At 59.5% G+C, this 18222-nt stretch carries 17 protein-coding genes; 9 read left to right on the top strand and 8 right to left on the bottom strand.

Annotated elements, in window-relative coordinates; all coding sequences use genetic code 11:
• The first annotated feature begins 10 nt into the window (after positions 1-10).
• Both B9A95_RS31205 and B9A95_RS31200 read left to right on the top strand, forming a co-directional pair.
• Complete coding sequence (locus B9A95_RS31205; protein WP_084051463.1) at positions 11-778, top strand: ParA family protein; 768 nt, start codon at positions 11-13, stop codon at positions 776-778.
• Complete coding sequence (locus B9A95_RS31200; RefSeq protein WP_084051462.1) at positions 775-1689, top strand: ParB/RepB/Spo0J family partition protein; 915 nt, start codon at positions 775-777, stop codon at positions 1687-1689. The genes B9A95_RS31205 and B9A95_RS31200 overlap by 4 nt, the downstream gene beginning before the upstream one ends.
• Before the next feature lie 1107 nt (positions 1690-2796).
• On the opposite strand, the gene B9A95_RS31195 is transcribed toward B9A95_RS31200, so the two are convergent.
• Together B9A95_RS31195 and B9A95_RS31190 are read right to left on the bottom strand one after the other, a co-directional pair.
• Positions 2797-3102: a transposase gene (locus B9A95_RS31195; protein WP_084051461.1), complete on the bottom strand. Its 306-nt coding sequence runs from the start codon at positions 3100-3102 to the stop codon at positions 2797-2799.
• 1176 nt (positions 3103-4278) lie between these two features.
• Positions 4279-5307 carry a zinc-dependent alcohol dehydrogenase gene (locus tag B9A95_RS31190; protein WP_084051460.1) on the bottom strand — a complete coding sequence of 343 codons (1029 nt, stop codon included), beginning with the start codon at positions 5305-5307 and terminating at the stop codon, positions 4279-4281.
• Between the two features lie 490 nt (positions 5308-5797).
• Here B9A95_RS31190 and B9A95_RS31185 point away from each other — a divergent pair, with 490 nt between their 5' ends.
• The gene (locus B9A95_RS31185; RefSeq protein ID WP_139807193.1) at positions 5798-6607 is read left to right on the top strand and encodes a substrate-binding periplasmic protein; all 810 of its coding nucleotides are present in this window, start codon (positions 5798-5800) and stop codon (positions 6605-6607) included.
• A gap of 130 nt (positions 6608-6737) precedes the next feature.
• Positions 6738-7706, top strand: a complete 969-nt coding sequence (locus B9A95_RS31180) for an ABC transporter substrate-binding protein (protein ID WP_084051458.1) — start codon at positions 6738-6740, stop codon at positions 7704-7706.
• A gap of 362 nt (positions 7707-8068) precedes the next feature.
• On the opposite strand, the gene B9A95_RS31175 is transcribed toward B9A95_RS31180, so the two are convergent.
• Together B9A95_RS31175 and B9A95_RS31170 are read right to left on the bottom strand one after the other, a co-directional pair.
• Complete coding sequence (locus tag B9A95_RS31175) at positions 8069-8842, bottom strand: IS982 family transposase (RefSeq protein ID WP_084051457.1); 774 nt, start codon at positions 8840-8842, stop codon at positions 8069-8071.
• A gap of 362 nt (positions 8843-9204) precedes the next feature.
• On the bottom strand, positions 9205-10239 hold the full coding sequence (locus tag B9A95_RS31170) for a substrate-binding domain-containing protein (protein WP_084051456.1): 1035 nt from the start codon (positions 10237-10239) through the stop codon (positions 9205-9207).
• 101 nt (positions 10240-10340) lie between these two features.
• On the opposite strand from B9A95_RS31170, the gene B9A95_RS37515 reads away from it, so the two are divergent.
• A complete protein-coding gene (locus B9A95_RS37515; protein ID WP_425429999.1) occupies positions 10341-10865 on the top strand; it encodes a DDE-type integrase/transposase/recombinase in 525 nt (174 codons plus the stop codon).
• A gap of 350 nt (positions 10866-11215) precedes the next feature.
• Here B9A95_RS37515 and B9A95_RS34365 read toward each other — a convergent pair whose 3' ends face one another.
• The 4 genes from B9A95_RS34365 to B9A95_RS31155 all read right to left on the bottom strand — a co-directional run bounded on the left by B9A95_RS34365 (position 11216) and on the right by B9A95_RS31155 (position 14557).
• The gene (locus tag B9A95_RS34365) at positions 11216-11389 is read right to left on the bottom strand and encodes a hypothetical protein (protein ID WP_170928895.1); all 174 of its coding nucleotides are present in this window, start codon (positions 11387-11389) and stop codon (positions 11216-11218) included.
• Between the two features lie 7 nt (positions 11390-11396).
• Positions 11397-12269: a carbohydrate ABC transporter permease gene (locus B9A95_RS31165; RefSeq protein WP_084051455.1), complete on the bottom strand. Its 873-nt coding sequence runs from the start codon at positions 12267-12269 to the stop codon at positions 11397-11399.
• Positions 12266-13174, bottom strand: a complete 909-nt coding sequence (locus B9A95_RS31160) for a carbohydrate ABC transporter permease (protein WP_084051454.1) — start codon at positions 13172-13174, stop codon at positions 12266-12268. The genes B9A95_RS31165 and B9A95_RS31160 overlap by 4 nt, the downstream gene beginning before the upstream one ends.
• 75 nt (positions 13175-13249) lie before the next feature.
• Positions 13250-14557, bottom strand: a complete 1308-nt coding sequence (locus B9A95_RS31155) for an extracellular solute-binding protein (RefSeq protein ID WP_170928894.1) — start codon at positions 14555-14557, stop codon at positions 13250-13252.
• 519 nt (positions 14558-15076) lie between these two features.
• Here B9A95_RS31155 and B9A95_RS36500 point away from each other — a divergent pair.
• The 4 genes from B9A95_RS36500 to pdxR all read left to right on the top strand — a co-directional run bounded on the left by B9A95_RS36500 (position 15077) and on the right by pdxR (position 18186).
• Positions 15077-15208: a hypothetical protein gene (locus B9A95_RS36500; protein ID WP_281255917.1), complete on the top strand. Its 132-nt coding sequence runs from the start codon at positions 15077-15079 to the stop codon at positions 15206-15208.
• A 68-nt stretch (positions 15209-15276) separates the two neighbouring features.
• Positions 15277-15486 (top strand): hypothetical protein, encoded by a 210-nt coding sequence (locus B9A95_RS35985; RefSeq protein WP_245808611.1) that lies wholly within the window; start codon positions 15277-15279, stop codon positions 15484-15486.
• Between the two features lie 23 nt (positions 15487-15509).
• Positions 15510-15758, top strand: coding sequence for a hypothetical protein (locus tag B9A95_RS37510; protein ID WP_425429998.1), 249 nt, complete (start codon positions 15510-15512; stop codon positions 15756-15758).
• Between the two features lie 988 nt (positions 15759-16746).
• Positions 16747-18186, top strand: a complete 1440-nt coding sequence (pdxR, locus tag B9A95_RS31140) for a MocR-like pyridoxine biosynthesis transcription factor PdxR (protein WP_170928893.1) — start codon at positions 16747-16749, stop codon at positions 18184-18186.
• Positions 18187-18222 lie beyond the last annotated feature (36 nt).

The following is an 18222-nucleotide window of genomic DNA, read 5'->3' as shown; positions in this document are numbered from 1 at the left end:
GAGTGAGTGGGTGAAAACGCTGACCTTCTTCAATCACGCGGGCGGGGCGGGCAAAACAAGCCTCACGCGCGACGTCGGGTATGAGCTGGCCAGGGCCGGAAACAGGGTGCTTCTGGTCGACCTCGATCCGCAGGCGAACCTGACGTCCTGGCTTGGCGTAGAGGACGCTCCCCTCGAAGCGACCGTGTATGGCGTAGCGGTTGAGGACGCACCCCTCCCCCAGCCCCTCGCGCTGCACGGCATGCATTTGATTCCCTCACATGTGGACCTGGCGGTCGCAGAAGCGCACATCATGGCCCAGCTCGGCGCCGTGCTCTTTCTCAAAAATGCCCTCAGCCGGGTGGAGGATCAGTATGACGTTGTCCTGATCGACAGTCCACCCAGTCTGGGGCAGCTCACCATACTCGGAGCTCTCGCGGCTGACCATCTAATCGTTCCCGTGCCCACGCGGCAAAAAGGCGTGAATGCCCTGCAGGGCCTTCAGAAGGCCATGACCGTCCACCGCAGGATCCGGCCTGACCTGAACGTGGCGCTTTACATTCCTACCTTCTACTCGGATCGCCGCAACCATGACCGCGAGTTCCTGCAGGTCCTCAAGGACAACCTGCGCCCCCTCGCCTCGCCCATTCCGCAGCGTGAGGCGGTGTGGCTGGACAGCGCCACCGCGGGCGAACCAGTCGGGGTGTACGCTCCGGGTTCTCCCGTCCATCAAGACGTGATTCGCGCGACGGGTGAGGTCGCCCAAGCGGCGGGACTCACCTACCAGGTCCCCGCATGATCCGCAAACGCCCCCCGATCCGGCCCAAGGACCTGGAACTGCTTGGTGCCAGCGCCAGCCTCAGCCAGGCCCAACACATTGCTGTCCTTCCCGTGGCCGAGCTCACGCCTGGCCGTCATCAACCCCGCCGCACCTTCGACGATGCAGCCCTTACGGCTCTGGCCCAGAGCCTGCAGGAACAGGGGGTCTTGCAACCCCTCCTGATACGGCCGGTGGAGGGTGGGCACGAGATTGTCGCTGGAGAGCGGCGCTGGCGCGCAGCGCAGATCGCAGGACTGACGGAGGTCCCGGTTATCGTCCGGACGCTGACCGACGAGGAGGCCCGGGCCGCTGCCTTAATCGAGAATCTTCAGCGTGAAAATCTGAATGTCATCGACGAGGTGGACGCCAAACTCGATCTGGTGGCCCTGGCCCTCGGCCTTGACCGAGAAGGGGCGCGTGCACGTCTCCTGGAACTTCGAGCGCAGCAGGCTGGAGCGGATCATGAAACTCTGACGCGTCTCTTTACGCCGCTGAGCGAAACGTGGGAATCGTTTGCCAAGAACAAGCTCCGCATCCTCGGATGGCCAGAAGCGGTTCTCTGTGCCATGCGCGACCAGGGTCTCCCATTCACCCACGCTGGGGTCATCGCGGCCGCTCCTGCAGAACACCACTCCGCTCTGCTCCAGTTGGCCGGAGGTGGAGCGAGCCGAGCAGAACTTCAAGCGGAAGTCGCGCGACTGAAGGCCAAAGCGGCGCAAGCGCCAGCGCCCTACATGCAACGTGCCCTGGAAGTCAGTAGGCGTCTTGGAAGCCGGCGCCTGCTCGGGAGCCTCAAACCTCTGGAAGCCAGGGCCCTCGAACGGTGGCTGGACAAAATGCCTGAAAGCGTCCGGCAGCTCCTTGAGGGCGCTGAGGGCACTGAGAAGTAACGCCTCTCCCCCACCCGTTCTCGCCACCGCAGTGAAGAGTGGTTCTCCGTTGAGTCTGAAAGTGCTGGTGAGAACACAGTGGATTGCCCCTCTTTCCGTTCCGCGCCAACCCCAGAAACGCGGGTACCATCCATCCGGTTGCTGCCAGTCAGCGGAGTACCAGTAGTCGCACTGACCAACCCGGCAGCAGGAACGGAGTCCCCTCAGTTTCAGACGACAGACGAGCCCATGAATTCCCAGTTCTGCACGCCTGAAGCTCGAACCTCCGTCCCACCTTCGGTGAGGTAACGCAAGCGGTCCACAGTGACGCGCCACGGAGCAGAAGCAGTCGAGCAAACCATTTAAATACAGATGGTTTGCTCGACGACTTCTGCTCCGCCAAGAACGAGTTGCCAGAACCCGGCCAGCCGACTTCGATGCCCCGCGCTGGCTTACCGGTAAGCAGAAGCCTGTGCCCTCTGCACCCGCGGTCGCCAATGTGCCGCGTGAGCTGCCGAAAGAATGCATTCTTTAGCGTTTGTCGGAGCGTGCACCGGCATCGTCGGCGCTGCCCCGGCTCCACCCTCCCTACAGTCCACGTCCTGTGCCGATGGAGATGCGGGTTATCCATGGGGCCAGTTCAGCTCGGTGCGGCGCTCGCCCACGTTCCTACGCCAGGCGAGCGCTCCTCTACTTTGGAGACGTCCTGAATGCGAACAGCTAAGGTGGAGTCGACCACTGCAGGCAAGTGCACTGCCTTAACTGGCACGGTTCCCAGCGAGATCTGACCGAGCACTGCCGCTGGAGAAGCCCAGACCCTGCAAAGCGACCTGGGCCGCACACTGCTCAGCTCACGTGTTCAAGGCACGGCACGTTCATTCACCACGGCACAATAACCAGAAGCCCAACCGCAGGTTCAAGCGTACCGGGCGCAGCCCTTTTTACATCGTCAGGGGCGTCCGGAGGGTGCTCGCTGTGCGCCTACACCCGCGTTACTGACGCGGGCACCGTGAAGATGACGCGCAACAGGTAGAGGCCAACCTCACATACGGCTCTGTTCTGTCCTCGTTCCCCGCTTCAGGAATTCTGGTGTCACCCACGTGGCAAAGGACCCCAAGATGGTCTTCCTCAAACAGGAAGGTCAGGAGCATGATTCGTAACCGCAAGTTGTTCAGGTCCAACGGGGATACTGGTTGGCGAGAGTTCCGCCAGGCGCCGCTGACCAAGCAATTTCAGGAGGCGATCGTTCTCGCGATCAGGCTGACGGAGCCGCCGGACTTCATTCACCGTGGCGTCACCGTATTTCGCCTTCCAGGTGTAGAAGGAAGCTGTACTGCAGCCAGCCTCTCGGCACAGCTCCTCTATGGACTTTTCGCCTTTTCTGGCCTCCTGAAGCAGTTTGGTGTGCTCCTCGCTAAACCGCTTCTGTTTCATAGGCCATCCTCACTTTCTCACTGCAGAAGGGGTAGCCCCGTCCCCTGCGCTACGGCGAGCCGGTGAACTCCAGTCAGTTTTATCCAGATTTTAGAGACCACACCTTGGCCGCTCTCGTCCCGCGTTTTGAAGGGCAGTCACCATACGGCCACCACCCACTGCGACAAGGAGGTCGTCTGGTGCTTCCGCCTGCTGTGCGAATTCCATTGGCCTGCGTTGTCTGTCCCGCGATCACCTGTGGGTTACCGTAGGCTTGGACGGAGTGAAACTCCCGTCCGGCGGCAATGGCGCGCCCGGGCTCCTCACATCGGGGCGGCTGACGCCCTCGTCCACGACCTCCCCGTTATAGAAACGCACCGCCGCCTTCTTTGTCCCGCTGGCGTCCTTGTGATGACGAGGACGCCAGCGGGACACGCAGTACGCGCGGGGCAAAGGACACACCCTGCGCGCGGTTGCCAATGGGCAGGGTGACAGGGCCAGGGGCTCCCTTGAGCTGCGGCGCCGCATTCACTGCCCCCGCGCGCTGAAACGGCCGGTCTTCTGCAGGTGCTCACCCTTCAAGAGCATTTTGCGAGCCAGCAGTCGGCCAAGGGAGCCTGAGGACTGGGGCGGCATACGCTGAATACGTGGTGCAATCCGCCCAGCAGCTCCTTGAGCGTTCTCAAGCGTAATCACCAAAGCAGTTTGATCGGTGTTGAAGGTGTAGATCCCCTGGCCCTGACACACCCTTTGATTCTGCACCCGCAGTCCCGGCAGATCTGCGGGTTTACAAGCAGAGCTTCTCACAGCTCTGCTCAACACCCAGAGATATCAGGGCAGTCGCGGGTACGCCCCTCTGGAAGTAAGAGGGGCGACTGATAGGGATTCCGGTTGAGTGATTCTGAGTTAATGGGTTAACCTCAGCGTAGGGAGCAGGAAAAACGGTAGGGGAGAGGCCTGGAATCACCGGAGCGCAGAAGATGTAGCGGATGATTCGGAAAACGTATGAGGGTGGAAGTTCTTGCCCTGACTGAAGGCCTTGATTCCTGCCTGGAGCATTTGTCCGCATAGAGCCGTGAGGGGTGCCCTTCCGCTTACGGCTCCATGCTCCTCGGTGCGCATTCAAGTTCGCTCGCCGGGCTCGGTAAACGAGAATTTCCCTTCCTGACAACTGCTTTAAGTCGGTCCGAAACAGGATTAGGAGGGGTGTACCATGACCTTGACGACGCCGGGTTCAAGTTTGGCCTGGCGCTCGAAAGCGGTCTGCACGTCTTCAAGGGAAAAGACGTCGCTGACCAGATCATCGAGGGTCACGAGACCGCGCTCCAGTAGAGCAATGGCAGTAGGGTAGGTGTGCTTCATCCGGCGAGCAAACTTAAGGGTCAGGCCCTTACGCCGTGCCAGCGCGTGCTGCACCGTACAGCTGTCGTCGCCTGGAATGCCGACGAGCACCACGCGTGCACCTGGGCGGGCAAGCAGGGCCGCCTGCTGCACTGCCTCTCCTGCCCAGGCAGCCTCAAATACGACGTCGTACAGGGCGTCTTGAGACGGCCCGTACTCCGGAGCAACCGACGTTGCGCCCCACTGAAGAGCGAGGTCACGCCGCCAAGCCAGCGGCTCCATTACGTGTAGTTCGGCCAGACCGTTCTGACGTAGCAGCTTGACGAGCAGCAGGCCGATGGGCCCTGCCCCAATTACTGCGACGCGGTCGCCCACCGTGACCTTGCCAAGGCGCAGTGCGTGCAGGGCTACACCGAGAGGTTCTAGCAGTGCGCCTGCATCATTACTGATGGAGGTGGGCAGCACAAAGCAGTTGTGGGCTGGAACAGCCAGATGGTGTTGCAGGGCACCGTCGCGGGGATAGACCCCCATAAACGTATGGTCTGGGCATAGGTTGGGGTGGCCTTCCTGACAGGCGCGGCAGTGCCCGCAAGCCACATGTGGCTCTACGGCCACACGGGTGCCAACAGGCAGGGCGTGTCCCTCAGCGTCTACTGCACCGGGAAAGGCCTGAATAACCTCACCCATGAACTCGTGCCCGAGAACAAGAGGGTTCTCAATCTTCGTGTCGCCGATTCGCCCATCCTGAAACATATGGATATCTGAGCCGCATACGCCAACCGAGCGGATGCGAAGGGTGATTTCACTGGGTCCGGGCATAGGGGCGTTGCGCTGCGTAAGCTCAAACTGCCCGGGACGGACCAGGGTGGCGGCGGAATGGGTCATGTCGAAACCTCTTGCGTGTCAGCAGCGTTAGGGGAAGTGCAGCGATGACGCCGCATTCGGACGAGGACCTGTTGTGTTGGTATATGGGGGAGACCGTACGTCTACCGTAGGCCAGAGGGTATTTCTCTGAAGGATGAAGACGAAACTGACCAGTAGACTTGACTGTGAACGATAACATCGTATGCTGGTTGTGCCGGAGTGTCAATCCATCCTTCCCCCTTACCTCTGGGCTTCTTCATGGCTCCTCTCCCAGAAGAGAATTTGTGCATTTTGTTCACGTGCTGGTTGATATCAGAGGCCGCCAAAGGTCTTAAGCGACAACAACCCGCTAAATGTAAAATTTTCAACACATTTATACGAAGAACGGGTGCTTGTAAGAGTATAGAAATATTGTTTACTGTTTTCTAATAGAAGCCAAAGAACATAGGCCTGCTCGGCTACAGATCACTTGCCTTCTGCCCATTTCGTGGGTAGCAAGGATGCCCAATGTTTGAAGAAAGACTTTCCCATGGACAACTCCCCTATGCAACTTCCTAAAATAGCAACGTCGGCTGTCGTTCTGCTGGTAATGTTTTTGGCTTCCAGTGTAGAAGGTAGGGAATTAAGTCAGATTCAGAGCGCCGGTAAAATCAAGATTGGCTCTTCAACTACAAGTCCTGGTTTCCTATACAAAAATGGGACTGTTCGTGCCGGTTTTGCTGTCGACCTTGTAAACATTTTGAGCTCGCAGATGAAGATCAAGAAAGTTGACTGGTTGGAAGCCTCAACAACAGATGCGCTTTTCAAAGGTATAGACAGTGGAAGTTTTGATGTCATATTGGATGCAAAGCTGCCCCCGCCTCGCTATAACGTGAATATTTCTGTCTCCGTGGCTTGTACAGGAGGCGTCATTCTAGGCCGACCGGGAGGACCCACCAAAGAAGCGCAACTGAGGGGAAAACGAATTGCGGTAGCTGAAAAAACCCAGTATGCTGCCTATGCACGCAATCTTCCCTTTCAAAAAAATGTGGTCGTTTTTGACACGCCAGACCAAGCATTACTTGCCTTTCTAAACGGTTCGGTTGATGTTCTCGTCCTAGATCGCCTCGAAGCTCTCACGATGTATAAAAGAGTGGGACCTACAAAACTTCAAGTAAGTCCTGTTTTGTGGAACGAGGAGATACATTTCGTTATGCCTCACACAAGCGATGCGTTTAGGGATGCAATTGACGCGGCACTTGCGAAAACGATGGCAAACGGTTCGTATGCCAATCTGAGTAAGAAGTATTTCAGCGAGGACATTCGTTGCTCTGATGGTTAAATTTTGCGCCTGGTGCTGGCTGTTCTAGTCTCGAGTTTCTGGAGATTTGTCGAATACATGCCATGTTCTGCGCGTTCCTTTAAAAATCTCGCTCTCGGGTAGATTTTAGTTCTTGAGTATGGAGGATTATATGAAGTCAAAAATCGTGCTTATGTCCATTGCTGCTGCCACGGTTACGCTCGCTGCGGCACAGGGAGACGCCCTTCCTAAGCTGCCTGTTAAAGCGAAATACCGTGTATGTTTTAATCAGTCTGAAATGGACAATCCTTGGCGATTTGCCTTGACCGCGTCTATGGAAGATGAAGCAAAGCGCTTGGGTTGGACTCTGATCTTCACGAATGCGAATGGCTCTGCTAAGAAGCAGGTGGCCGATGTGCGGTCTTGTATTGCTCAGCGTGTCGATGCCATCTTTCTGACCCCGCGCGAGAAGAAGCCTTTGGCAACTGTCGTGATGGAAGCCAAGCGTGCGGGTATCCCTTTGTTTGTCATCGATCGTGGAGTTGACGAAACAGTTGCCAAACCCGGCCGAGATTTCATCTCGTTTATTGGTTCGGACTTCTATGAAGAGGGTCGTCGCGCAGCCGAATGGCTGGTAAAAACAACGGGCGGCAAGGCGAAAGTTATTGAGTTGCAGGGTACTGAAGGTTCTTCCCCGGCCTTGAACCGTCAGAAGGGTTTTGCTGACTACATTCGCAAATACCCGGGGATTCAGGTCGTTGCCTCCAAGAGTGGAAACTTTACTCGTGAAGAGGGACAAAAAGTTATGGCCAGCTTGATTAAATCCCATCCGGAAGTGACTGCTGTCTATGCTCACAACGATGAAATGGCGTTTGGAGCCATTCCCAGCCTGGAGGCTGCCGGCCGTAAGCCGGGTAAAGATATCGTTCTCGTCAGTATCGATGGCAATAAGGAAGCTCTCCAAGCCATTATTGATGGAAAGCTCGGTGCTTCGGTGGAATGCAATCCTCGCTTTGGTCCTAAGGCCTTCCAAACGCTCAAGGATTATGCTGCTGGCAAGAAGATTCCCACTCGGTTGGTAAATGATGATCGGCTCTTTGACAAAACCAATGCTAAAGCGCTACTGAGCTCGGCTTTCTAAATTTTGATGACAATGGGAGACTCTGCTGAAATTCTTAATTCAGTGGAGTCTTCGTTTAAATCTATCAAAGCCAAATCGAATGCGGAACTCCACGGGACGTGAACTAGGGCTTTTCCTGGAGAATTACAGGAAAAACATCTGGATAGATGAATTTTTGGTTTGTCGGTGCTGCCAATATGTACACTTAGCAGGGCTGTTGCGTTTACGCGTGAATAATGGTACTCCGTTGAGTCTGAAAGTGCTGGCGAAGAACACAGGGGATTCCCACTCTTTCCGTACCGCGCTGACCTCATAAACACGGGCGCCATCCATCAGGTTCCCGCCAGTCAACGGAGTACCAATAATCCCCATTTCCACGCCGTTTAGGGCTGAGCGAGGTTATGGGCGAGGACGGCCAGGACGACGCGGAGCCGGAGAGAGGGAAGTGTTTTGGTCTGAACGGAGCGAATTTGAGCTTCGACCAATTGTGAAAAGACGGTTTCAATGCGTTTGCGGAGCTTGGGGTGGCGGTCTTGCCGCCACCCGTTGTCATAGCGGGTGTTTTTCTTGGGTGGGAACAGGTAGCCCAGGCAGCAATAGCCCTTGTCCCCAATGATCTTTGGCCCGCCGAACTCAGGCCACCTCCGGTTCAACTCATCGCTGACGGTGCTGTCGTGAAGATTGGCGGGTTTGAGGAGGTACTGGACGATCTCCCCTGCGGGTGTCACCCAGGCATGCAGCTTGTACCCGTACACGTCGCCCTGGGTCCCAAACCCCCATTTCGCTCCCGGGAACTTGCACCGCTTGCCTCGTTTCGGGCGACACACCGGGAGCGGCATGGAGTCAATGATCACTTCTGCACAACGTTTGGCGGGGCTGACCAAGGCTTCGAGGCGTTCCAGCAGACGCACGCTTCGCATGTACGCCTGGGTGTCGGAGGGAAGACCGACGCGGTCTTCCCTCAACATGTTCCACCAGATCGAGGGATACGACTGCTTGAACACGAAGCGAGCGAGCAAGAGGGCCACGAGCAGGGCATCCGTCAGCTTCTGATGCTTAAATCGCTTCAGATCGCTGAAGTGCCGCTTCGCCCAACGGTGGAGCTGACGAATCACCGCACGACGACCTAAACTATGATGGAGACGGTATCTGCACATACCGTCTCCATTTTTCCTCGTCTCCGTCCTACTCGGCTACCCCAGCCTCAAGCCCTAAACGGCGTCTTTCCATTGAAAACCATGCTTGCCCGGTGCTCCATGCCCCAGCTGTGGGTGAGAACTCCTGTGCCTTGCTCTCTGGTGGAGAAAAACCCCGTGCCACGCGTACTTCGAAGCCGCTGAAGGTTCATTTTCCTGCTCCTATACAGCGCTGAACCTGTTATGCGGTTTCCGGATCATCTGTTCCGGCCCTCCCATTCCGGGAATTCACGCCTCTCCGTCACCGTTTTTCCTGCTCGCCCCGCTCGGGACGGCCCGTTATGAAATAACGGGTTGGCCGGAATGCTGATCACTTGAGCTTTTCACGTCCTTCTTGGAGAGGTGGTGCTGGCGCGAACGACGAGTTCCGGTAGGAGAACGCGCGTGGGCAGGGCCTGTGCTTCACGGGGAGACTCGACGGCTTCCAACAACGCGGCCAGGCTGAGTGCTCCCAACGCGGCAAAGTCTTGACGCACCGTGGTCAACGGAGGGTGAAAGAAGCGGCTTTCTGGAATGTCGTCGAACCCCAGCACGGAGACGTCGCTGGGCACCGCGACGCCCCGTTCGTGCAGGGCCCAAAGTGCGCCGAGGGCCATCTGATCGTTGCCCGCCACAAGCGCCGTGAACGGGATGCGGCTCGCAAGAAGTTCCTGGGTGAGACCAAAGCCGCTTGCGGCGGTCCAGTCGCCCTCTAGCACTGAGACGGGCGTATACCCCGCGTGCGTTAGGGCCGCGCGCCAACCTTCCAGGCGTAACCGGGCGTCGTGCCAGCGCTGCGGTCCAGACAGCAGGGCGATGTGCTCATGCCCCAGGTCAAGGAGGTGCTGCGCTGCCAACCGGCCACCAGACATCTGGTCAATGGTGACGCCCGGCGTGCCACCCGTTTCCGCTGCGTCGAGCAGCACGAAGGGGGTGTGGCCGCACAGGCTGCGAATCCGCTCAGTGTTGACGCCGCGCAAAGGGGCGACGAGCAGGAATCCGTCTACACTTTGTTTACGCAGTTCCAGCAGGCCGCGCTCGATCTCGCCCTCGCTCAGTTCTGGAATACTGGTGAGTGCAACCCCGTAGCCGCGTAGACGGGCTGCCCGCTCGATGTTGACCACCATTTGGGCAGGGCCGTAGTAGGTAAGGCCAAAGCTGACGATACCGAGCGTGCCCGAGCGCTGCGTGACCAGGCTGCGGGCCGCCTGGTTTGGCTGATACTTTAGCGTTTCAATGGCCTCCAACACCTTCTGACGGGTGCTTGGCGCGACGCTCAGGTGTTCGTTGATCACGCGGGAAACGGTCTGATGGGAAACGCCGGCGTGCCGAGCAACGTCGTGAATGGTGACGCGTGAGCCTGAGACAAATGGGGGCATCGCTTCTCCTGTTATCGTTCTCAGCTTAAGGAGGGGAGTGCATAGGGTCAAGTCATTTCATTTCTAACAACCTCTCTTGTCACGGGGGGTTGGCAAAGGTTATGGCAAGTGTGTTGGGGGAGGGTGGCGCGGAGCCGAGTGGGGGAGACTCCGGAGCTCCCCGCTCCCGCTGCAGGTATCGGTTTTGCGGTGAGGCTGTGTCACCGCCTCACCCTGGACTACCAGGACCCCGAAGAACTTCTGTTGGAACGGGGCACGGCCGTCACTGCGAGTCCGTGCCCACTGGGCGCATGAAGTTCAGTTGCCTCGTCGCCCGCGACCGGCGCCGCCGGGGTTCCCGGGAGCATCTCGATGAAATGTGCGTAGACGTTGGCGGTACCAGACGCTGGCTGTGGCAAGCCGTCTATGAACACGGCACCGTGTTGGACGGCTTTGTTGTAAGTACACCTGGATACGAAGCTTCCAAAACATTCTTCGTACGGCTGCTGGGGGAATACGACGTGGCAGGGTGTGGGTGCGGCCGTAAAAGGCCCTCTGCGGCATGGGCCTTTCCTTCGCTCACGGCTGCCCAGGCTCAAGCAGATCCGCTGGGCCCCCGCTCCGTTCCTCATGGCGGTGCAGACTGAGCCCTGCCCGCGCACGGTACGAATGCCTGGGTTCTGGCAACCTCACTGTAGCGAGTCCAAGGAGCCCAGCAGGTGGCCTGCTGCGGTGCTGGGCGGCTGTGGTAGTGATGCCGTCATTCTACGCTTCATCACCGTCATATCTCTGCGGTACTGGCGAGACGTTGGCCGGACGTCCAAACATCTGACCAATCGCTGGCTTCCCGTCGTGGCTGCCTCCTGGGCGTCTGGATTGCCGCGTAGCGTGGTGTTTCCGTTGGGTCCATCAGCAAACTGCACAAGACGGTGGTGAAGCCAACAGGCCCCCAGGAGCATCCTCGCTCCTGCCCGGGTACGAGAAACGGAAGCAGGAGTCAGGTCCTCCCGGCAGCACCGCGCTCGCGCAGCGTCTCGATAAACTCAGCCTGCAACTGCGCTGCGCCAGACACGCCTCGCCGCTCGTGGAGTGCTGCCGGGAGGACCTGCTGCGTGGTCCCCTGTAGGAAGGAAAGGGGGATGGGGCTCGTGCTGGCCCCATCCCGTTCCATCAGCCCCTTATCCTTTGAGCCCGGCCGTCGCCATTACCCCCTCGGTCACGCGCCGCTGGAAGATCAGGTAGGCGAGTGCAGTGGGTAGGGCCGCGGTGACAGCCGTGGCCATCGTCTTGGCATAGGCCACCCCATACGCGGACTGCACCTGGGTAATTCCGACTGGGATGGTTAATTTGGGCGGATCATTCAGCACGATGAAGGGCCACAGGAAGTTGTTCCAGGCAGCAATGAAGGTCACGATGGCGAGCGCCACGGTGATGCTCCAGTTCAGCGGGAGGAAGATACTGAAGAGTACCCGCCATTCTCCAGCGCCGTCGATGCGCGCGGCGTCGCCCAGTTCGGGGGGAATCTGGTCGAAAAACTGCTTGTAGATCACCACCGCGAGGGGCGCAGCCAGTTGCGGCAGAATCAGCCCGGCGAAGTTGTTCACCAGCCCCATTTTGTTGATCAGGATGAAGAGCGGGATCAGGCTCGCCTGAAACGGAATCATGAATCCCACCAGCACCAGCAGGTACAGCCAGCGGCGTCCCCGGAAATCAATTTGCGAGAGGGCGTAGGCACACAACAGTGAGAGCAGGAGCACAAGCACCGTGACCGTCAGAGAAGTCAGGAGGGAATTGGCGTACCAGCGCACCAATGGGCTGTTCTGGAGGATGTAGGTGTAGCTGCTCAGGTCAATAGGGTTCGGCCAGAAGGTGGGGGGGCTGGCGATGGTGTCATTGTCGGGCTTCAAAGACGTGACGACGGCCCAATACAGCGGAAAGACCCACAGGCCAGCCAGCACGACAGTCAGCGCAGTCACGACGCCACCCCAGAGCCGGGAGAGCCGGGCGGTGGGGGAAGCGGTACGGACGGCCTTCGTGGTCAGGGTCGTCATTTGCGTTCCCCCCGGTTCAATACCTTCGACTGGAGCAATGAGGCAGCCAGGATAATCACCATAAGCACCACCCCGATGGTCGATGCGTAACCTCCGTGCTGCTGTTGAAAGCCTTCACGGTAGGAGTAGAGGAGCAGCACGAGCGTCTTGTCAAAGGGACCTCCCGCCGTGAGCAGGTAAACTTGGTCGAAGATCTTGAACTGCGCGATCAGCTGTAACAGCAGCACCAGGCTGGTGACTGGCCAGAGATTGGGCCAGGTGATCGACCAGAAAAGCCGCGGCCCCGACGCTCCATCGAGGGCGGCCGCCTCATAGATCTCCGGCGAGATGTTCTGGAGGCCGGCGATAAAGAGCAAGATGTTGAAGCCCACCGTCCACCAGATGGTCACAAAGGCGACTGCAGGCATTGCCCACACCGGGTCTTGGAACCAGGCGGTGGTGCTCCCAGTCAGCGTGTTGACGATTCCAAAATTTGAGTCCAGAACCCAGTTCCAGATGTTGGTAACCACGCTGACCGGCAGGACGTACGGGAGGAAGAAGCAGGCGAGCACCAGGCCCTTGAGCCGCTTGAGCCTCACGACCAAGAGGGCCAGGCCCAGGCCGACGAGCGTGTTGGGGACAACCGTGAGCAAGATGAAATACAGCGTGCCCTTCAGCGCCGTCCAGAACGTGGGCTCCTGGAACAAGCGCAGGTAGTTACTCAACCCAACGTACTGTCCTTCCCCGGTGAGGTCCGCGTCAGTGAGACTCAGTTGCAGCACCCGAAGGGAGGGGTAGATCAGAAACACCAGGTAAATGAGGACGAACGGCGCGACCATCAAGAGGGCCGTCAACCCTCGCCTGCGGAGTTGGATCTGCCTCTCCTGGCTGGCCAGGCGCCCCGGCTTGGAAACGGTTTCGAGCATAACGCCGGGTTTTCCTTTCTCGTGGGAAACGGGGAAGGCAAAAGGGGAAGGCCACGGCTGCCTTCCCCTTTTGCCTTACTTGTTGAAGTTCAGCAGGGCTGTCTTGAATTTGCTGATGGCCTGGTCAACGGTGAGCTGCCCCAACAGGACTGGCGTGAAGTTGTTGCCAATTGCATCGTAAACGGGGCCACCTACGCCGAAGATGGGCAGGGTAGGTTCGAGGGTCGCGTCTTTGGCCGAGACCGCGCTGTACTGCGCAACAGGCTGCAGCGCCTTGAAGGATGTGCTGCCCTGAGTAGGGAGGTATGCGGGAATGTGACCGCCACCTGCCCAAGTCAAGCCGCCCTGCTTCTGCACATATCCGACGAACGTCATCACGGCCTTGAGCTTCTCCGGGCTGAGTTGCCCCTTCGCATTTGCGGGGATGGCCAGCATGTGGGAGTCCGCCCAGGTTTTCTGGTTTGCGTATAGCTTCGGAAAGCTCACCACACCGTAGTCGAACTTGAGGGTACCCTTCGTCTTGGCATCTACCATGGTGGGCACTTCCCAGTTGCCGTTTGCCATGATGGCCGTGCGCCCGGCGGTAAACAGCGCCACATTTGCTGGATACTGGGTGTTCTTGGGGATCAGTCCCTCCTTGGCCCAGTCCGCCATGACTTGGAGGGCGACTTTGCCCTTGGTGTCAAGATCTGTGAGGTCAAGTTTGCCATCCCGCACCAGCGTCCCGCCTTGTTGCAGGAACAGGGTGTACCACAGCCGCCAGACGTTGGCGGGGTCCTGGTTGGTGCTCAGGCCCAGGGGGGTGACGCCGGTCTTGGCCTTGATCTGGCGCAGCAACGCCGTCATGCCGGCGACGCTGTTCACGCCCACAAGTTGCCCATTCGCGCCCAACACGCCGGCTTTCTTCAGCAGGTCCTTGTTGAGGTACAGCACGAAAGTGTGGGTGTCGAGCGGAACTGCGTACCAGCTCGCCTGCCCCGCTTGGGCCTTGGCATCGGTGAGCATCGTATTGGCGAGGTTGGTCTGAAAATCAGCCGGCTTCAGGCCTCCCTGAGCCAACTCAGCCGCCGTGAGGGGACGCAGATCTTTGCCACGCAGGCCGGCGGGCAGGTGTGAAAGGTGGTAGGTCATCACGTCCGGGACCTGTCCGGAAACCACGCCGGTGTGCACCTTCGTGTAGAAGGGGTTCCCCCAGGTCTGTGTCGTGCGTTGCACGACGATGTCCTTCTGCGAGCTGTTGAATGTGTCAACGATTTGCTTCATGCGGGCACCGTCCCCACCGCCGAAAAAGTCCCAGAACACAATTTTGGTCTGTGCCTGTGCAGCAGAGGAGAGGGCGGCGGACATAGAAAGGCCGAGGGCAATCATCGTGTGACGCTTCATACATTCCTCCAATGGAAGTAAGGGCATGGACCAGACAGATTAGAACTGCCTAGAACGCAGGGGATGGCAAACAAGACCGGTAGATCGGCTGTAGACAGGCAGCAAGGTGGCCCGCCAAGTCGAACTTTTTATACATGTGAACGGTCACAGAGTAAGCAATTCCTGAAAGACTGTCAAGCGAGCTGGGTGTGTCGCTCCAAAGCATGGCTCTTGATCTGGAACAGCCTCCTGGTTGCTGTTCTGGTCACCTGTCTGGTTAGGCAGTTTGAGCTCTCGACCAGCGGTCGTACTTCCCCGCAGCTCTACAAGGCGCAGTTCATCGTTTGACGCAATCAATCTTTCCCGGGCATACTCGTTCAGTACGCGCCGGTAGCTATCCTGCACACGAAATTCAATACGATTGCGTGCCCGACATCCTTTATGGGTAAGGTCGTGCAGGACATCTTTATTAGACCTCTTGCGAAAGTGGTGGGCGAAGCTGGCAGTGTGGCGCGAGACCGTCTGAGACATACGCTGAAGATGAATCGCAAGCCGTTCCGTCGACGCACCGGGGTGTACCCAGCAACCTTTGCTGAGAAGGAAGAGGTGCTGGCCCTGCGCGAAGGACAGAAGAAATCTGGCCGCCCAGCCGCGCCCAGCGTGGCTGGGTAACTGCTGATGACGCTGGAATTCTGGCGCGAGTACTGGACCTTCGCGCGTCTCCGCGACGGGGCCGGGGCGTGCACGAAATGACCGTGTACCGCACGGTAGAACGCATGGAAGCGGCCCTGATCGCCAGTGCGCGGTTCCAGATGCTCAAGAGACGCGTGTTTCAGGAAGCGAAGCCCGTGTACAGCATCGACCGCGACGATGCTGCAGAAGTGCCGTGTGAACGGCCCAAAAAAAGCAGTGCGATTGGTAGAGCGGCGAGAAAAAGCGGCACATCCTGAAATTTCAGCTGCTGATCTGCACGGTGACGCAGCGCATCCTCAGCACCACCACGAGCGCTGGGGCCGTTCATGACCTGGAACTGTTGGGTCAGTCAGGCGTCCGTTTTCCTCACCAAACGGCGCTCATTGGAGACGCCGGGTATCAGGCCTGTGGAGAAGCCACAGGCCCGCCATCACTCCCCATAAGGCGACGCGAGCGCCCGCCTCTGTCCGCTGAGCAGCGCCAGGACAACCGTGTCCTGGCGCTGCTCAGCAGGGGGCCCTATATGTGATCCGTCACATGAAGATCTTCCGCGTCCAGGGGGCGTGTGCCGATATCGGCAGCGTCGGTTTGCGCTCCGGGTTCAGCTTATCGCGGCGCTGTGCAACTTCACCCAAGCCTGCCAATCATGACTTTCGCAAGAGGTCCAGTGTTACCTTCTCCTGCCTTTGAGGCGAAATATACATTGCGTTCGACCATGACGTTTGGACGAACCCCGGTTTCCTCGTCACACGGCCGCTCGCTGATGGCGCTCTTTTCGCTCCCCTGGGCGTACGGCTCTTCCTCCCCAGCTCCTGAATCGAAAACCTGGAGCGGCGTCAGCGCGCGGGCGTTTCTCTGGAATACCTGAAATACAAATCCAAAAGCGAAATGTCTTGGAAGAACTTGACCGTGTCCGGAAAGCGGGAGTGACCTTGAGAGGGTCTGCATCGCGGGTGGCACTCCAGGCAAGCACGGTACACACCTCCTGCCCAGGGAGGTGTGTACCATTGGGGAGAAATGCTGTGGTGAATGAAGTCAAATGCCACGTTACCAACAGCCCGGCTTCCACACCTGTGACGCCCCTGGTCCGGGAGACCACAGCCAAATGTGCCTGGGAAGTCCTGTTGATCTGTGCGTGAATTTGTAACGCCACTGAGCCAAAAGTTCACCCTGATCCAGCTCCACTGTCACCGCAGGCCGCTGAAGATGCATTCGCGCCTGGAGCTGGATCAGCGAGCCCGGAACAGGGGAAGCAGGCGTGGCTCGCCAATGCCAGCTTGAAATTGAAGTGAGGACGTTGGCCAGTTGGTTCCGCGCACAACTTTGCGTGGGGAAGTCGCTTCTCCAACTTGACCGAGAAGTTCTGCCTCTTCTCCGGGCGCTTCGGTATCCGGCAGTCCCCAGTCTGAGCCCAACACGTTCGGGGTATCGCCCTCTGGTGGCTGCTCGCCGCATTTGTCAGGTCACTCGTGATGCCCCGTCTCCGCCACCTGTGCAACACTTCAGGGGTTGCCACCGTGAACAGCCCCGACCAGCCCAAATACCGTGAGGTGTACGCTCGAATACGCGACAGCATCCTGACCGAGCAGGTGCGCCCAGGCGGACGCCTCGCCTCGTCGCGCCGCCTTGCTGAGCAACTCGGCGTTGCCCGTGCCACCGTCGAGCAGGCCTTTGACCAACTCGTCCTGGAGGGCCTCATTGTGCGGCAGACGGGGAGAGGAACCTTCGTGGCCGACCGCGTGCCGCATCTCCCCCGAGGGGTTGCCCCCCTTTCAGAACGGCCGACCCACCCGGCCATCCTCTCCTGCCGGGGCACCGCCCTCCTGTCCGCAGGGGTTGCCCTCGGCGCGGACGTCGCGCGCGGGTTCGCGCCTTGTGTGCCCGGGCGTGACACCTTCCCCATGCACGTCTGGAACAAGTTGGCCCACAGCCAGGCCCGCCGACACGGCCGCCACCTTGCCGGGGGTGGAGAACTGGGCGGTCTGCCTGAGCTGCGCGAGGCCATCGCCGTACACCTCGGCAGCTCCAGGGGGGTGCGGTGCGCCCCCGAGCAGGTTTTCATCCTGAGCAGCACCCAGCAGGCCCTCGATGTCACGGCACGGCTCCTGCTTGACCCGGGAGAGACCGTCTGGATCGAAGACCCAGGCTACCTGGGTGCCCGGAGCGCCCTGCTCGCGGCGGGCGTCCAGCTCGTGCCCGTTGCTGTGGATGAACAAGGCCTCCAAGTGCAACAGGGCGAGCACGCCGCGCCCCACGCGCGCCTCGCATTCGTCACCCCCTCGCATCAGTACCCGCTGGGCGTCACGCTGTCCCTGGCCCGGCGCAAGGCGCTGCTGGAGTGGGCCCGCCGTGCGGGCTCCTGGGTGTTCGAGGACGACTATGACAGCGAGTTCCGTTACGACGGACGCCCGCTGGCCGCCCTGCAAGGGCTCGGCCCCGAGCGCGTCCTGTACGCGGGCTCGTTCAACAAGGTGCTGTTCCCCGGCGTACGCCTCGCGTATCTGGTGGTGCCGCCCGCGCTGGCCGGCCCCCTGCTGGCCGCCCGGCAGGTGATGGATGGCCCCCCACCGTCCCTGACCCAGGCCACTTTGGCAGCCTTCATCGCGTCGGGCGCCTTCACCTCGCACCTGCATCGTCTGCGCGGCCTATACCGGGAGCGGCGCGACGCCCTGCTGACCGCCGCGCAGGACCTCCCAGAATGGGCCGTGCTTCGGCCCACCGACGCCGGAATGCACGCCACGCTTCTCTTTGAGAATGGTTTGGACGACGTGCCCCTGTCTTACGCCGCTGCGGCTTGGGCACTGGATGTGCCGCCCCTGTCCCGGTACTTCCTGGGGCAAGCGCCAACCCAGCGCGGGCTGGTCGTGGGCTTTGGTGCCATGATGCCCGAGAGCATTGCCCAGGGAATGAAGGTGCTCGGCCGGGTGCTGGGAGAAGCGCACCTTGAAGTCCGGTAAATGGGTCTGGTGAAACCAACTGAAATGGTCTACCGT

Origin of the sequence: Deinococcus hopiensis KR-140 (genome assembly GCF_900176165.1) — a bacterium.
GTDB classification, from domain to species: domain Bacteria; phylum Deinococcota; class Deinococci; order Deinococcales; family Deinococcaceae; genus Deinococcus; species Deinococcus hopiensis.
This window is presented reverse-complemented; position numbering and strand designations above follow the sequence as displayed.

Excerpts from the sequence above, each read along its gene's own strand:
- B9A95_RS31200 (WP_084051462.1), top strand. The coding sequence starts at position 775 with ATGATCCGCAAACGCCCCCCGATCCGGCCCAAGGACCTGGAACTGCTT.
- B9A95_RS31195 (WP_084051461.1), bottom strand. The coding sequence starts at position 3,102 with ATGAAACAGAAGCGGTTTAGCGAGGAGCACACCAAACTGCTTCAGGAG.
- B9A95_RS31190 (WP_084051460.1), bottom strand. The coding sequence starts at position 5,307 with ATGACCCATTCCGCCGCCACCCTGGTCCGTCCCGGGCAGTTTGAGCTT.
- B9A95_RS31180 (WP_084051458.1), top strand. The coding sequence starts at position 6,738 with ATGAAGTCAAAAATCGTGCTTATGTCCATTGCTGCTGCCACGGTTACG.
- B9A95_RS31175 (WP_084051457.1), bottom strand. The coding sequence starts at position 8,842 with ATGTGCAGATACCGTCTCCATCATAGTTTAGGTCGTCGTGCGGTGATT.
- B9A95_RS31170 (WP_084051456.1), bottom strand. The coding sequence starts at position 10,239 with ATGCCCCCATTTGTCTCAGGCTCACGCGTCACCATTCACGACGTTGCT.
- B9A95_RS37515 (WP_425429999.1), top strand. The coding sequence starts at position 10,341 with ATGGCAAGTGTGTTGGGGGAGGGTGGCGCGGAGCCGAGTGGGGGAGAC.
- B9A95_RS34365 (WP_170928895.1), bottom strand. The coding sequence starts at position 11,389 with ATGGAACGGGATGGGGCCAGCACGAGCCCCATCCCCCTTTCCTTCCTA.
- B9A95_RS31165 (WP_084051455.1), bottom strand. The coding sequence starts at position 12,269 with ATGACGACCCTGACCACGAAGGCCGTCCGTACCGCTTCCCCCACCGCC.
- B9A95_RS31160 (WP_084051454.1), bottom strand. The coding sequence starts at position 13,174 with ATGCTCGAAACCGTTTCCAAGCCGGGGCGCCTGGCCAGCCAGGAGAGG.
- B9A95_RS31155 (WP_170928894.1), bottom strand. The coding sequence starts at position 14,557 with ATGAAGCGTCACACGATGATTGCCCTCGGCCTTTCTATGTCCGCCGCC.
- B9A95_RS36500 (WP_281255917.1), top strand. The coding sequence starts at position 15,077 with ATGAATCGCAAGCCGTTCCGTCGACGCACCGGGGTGTACCCAGCAACC.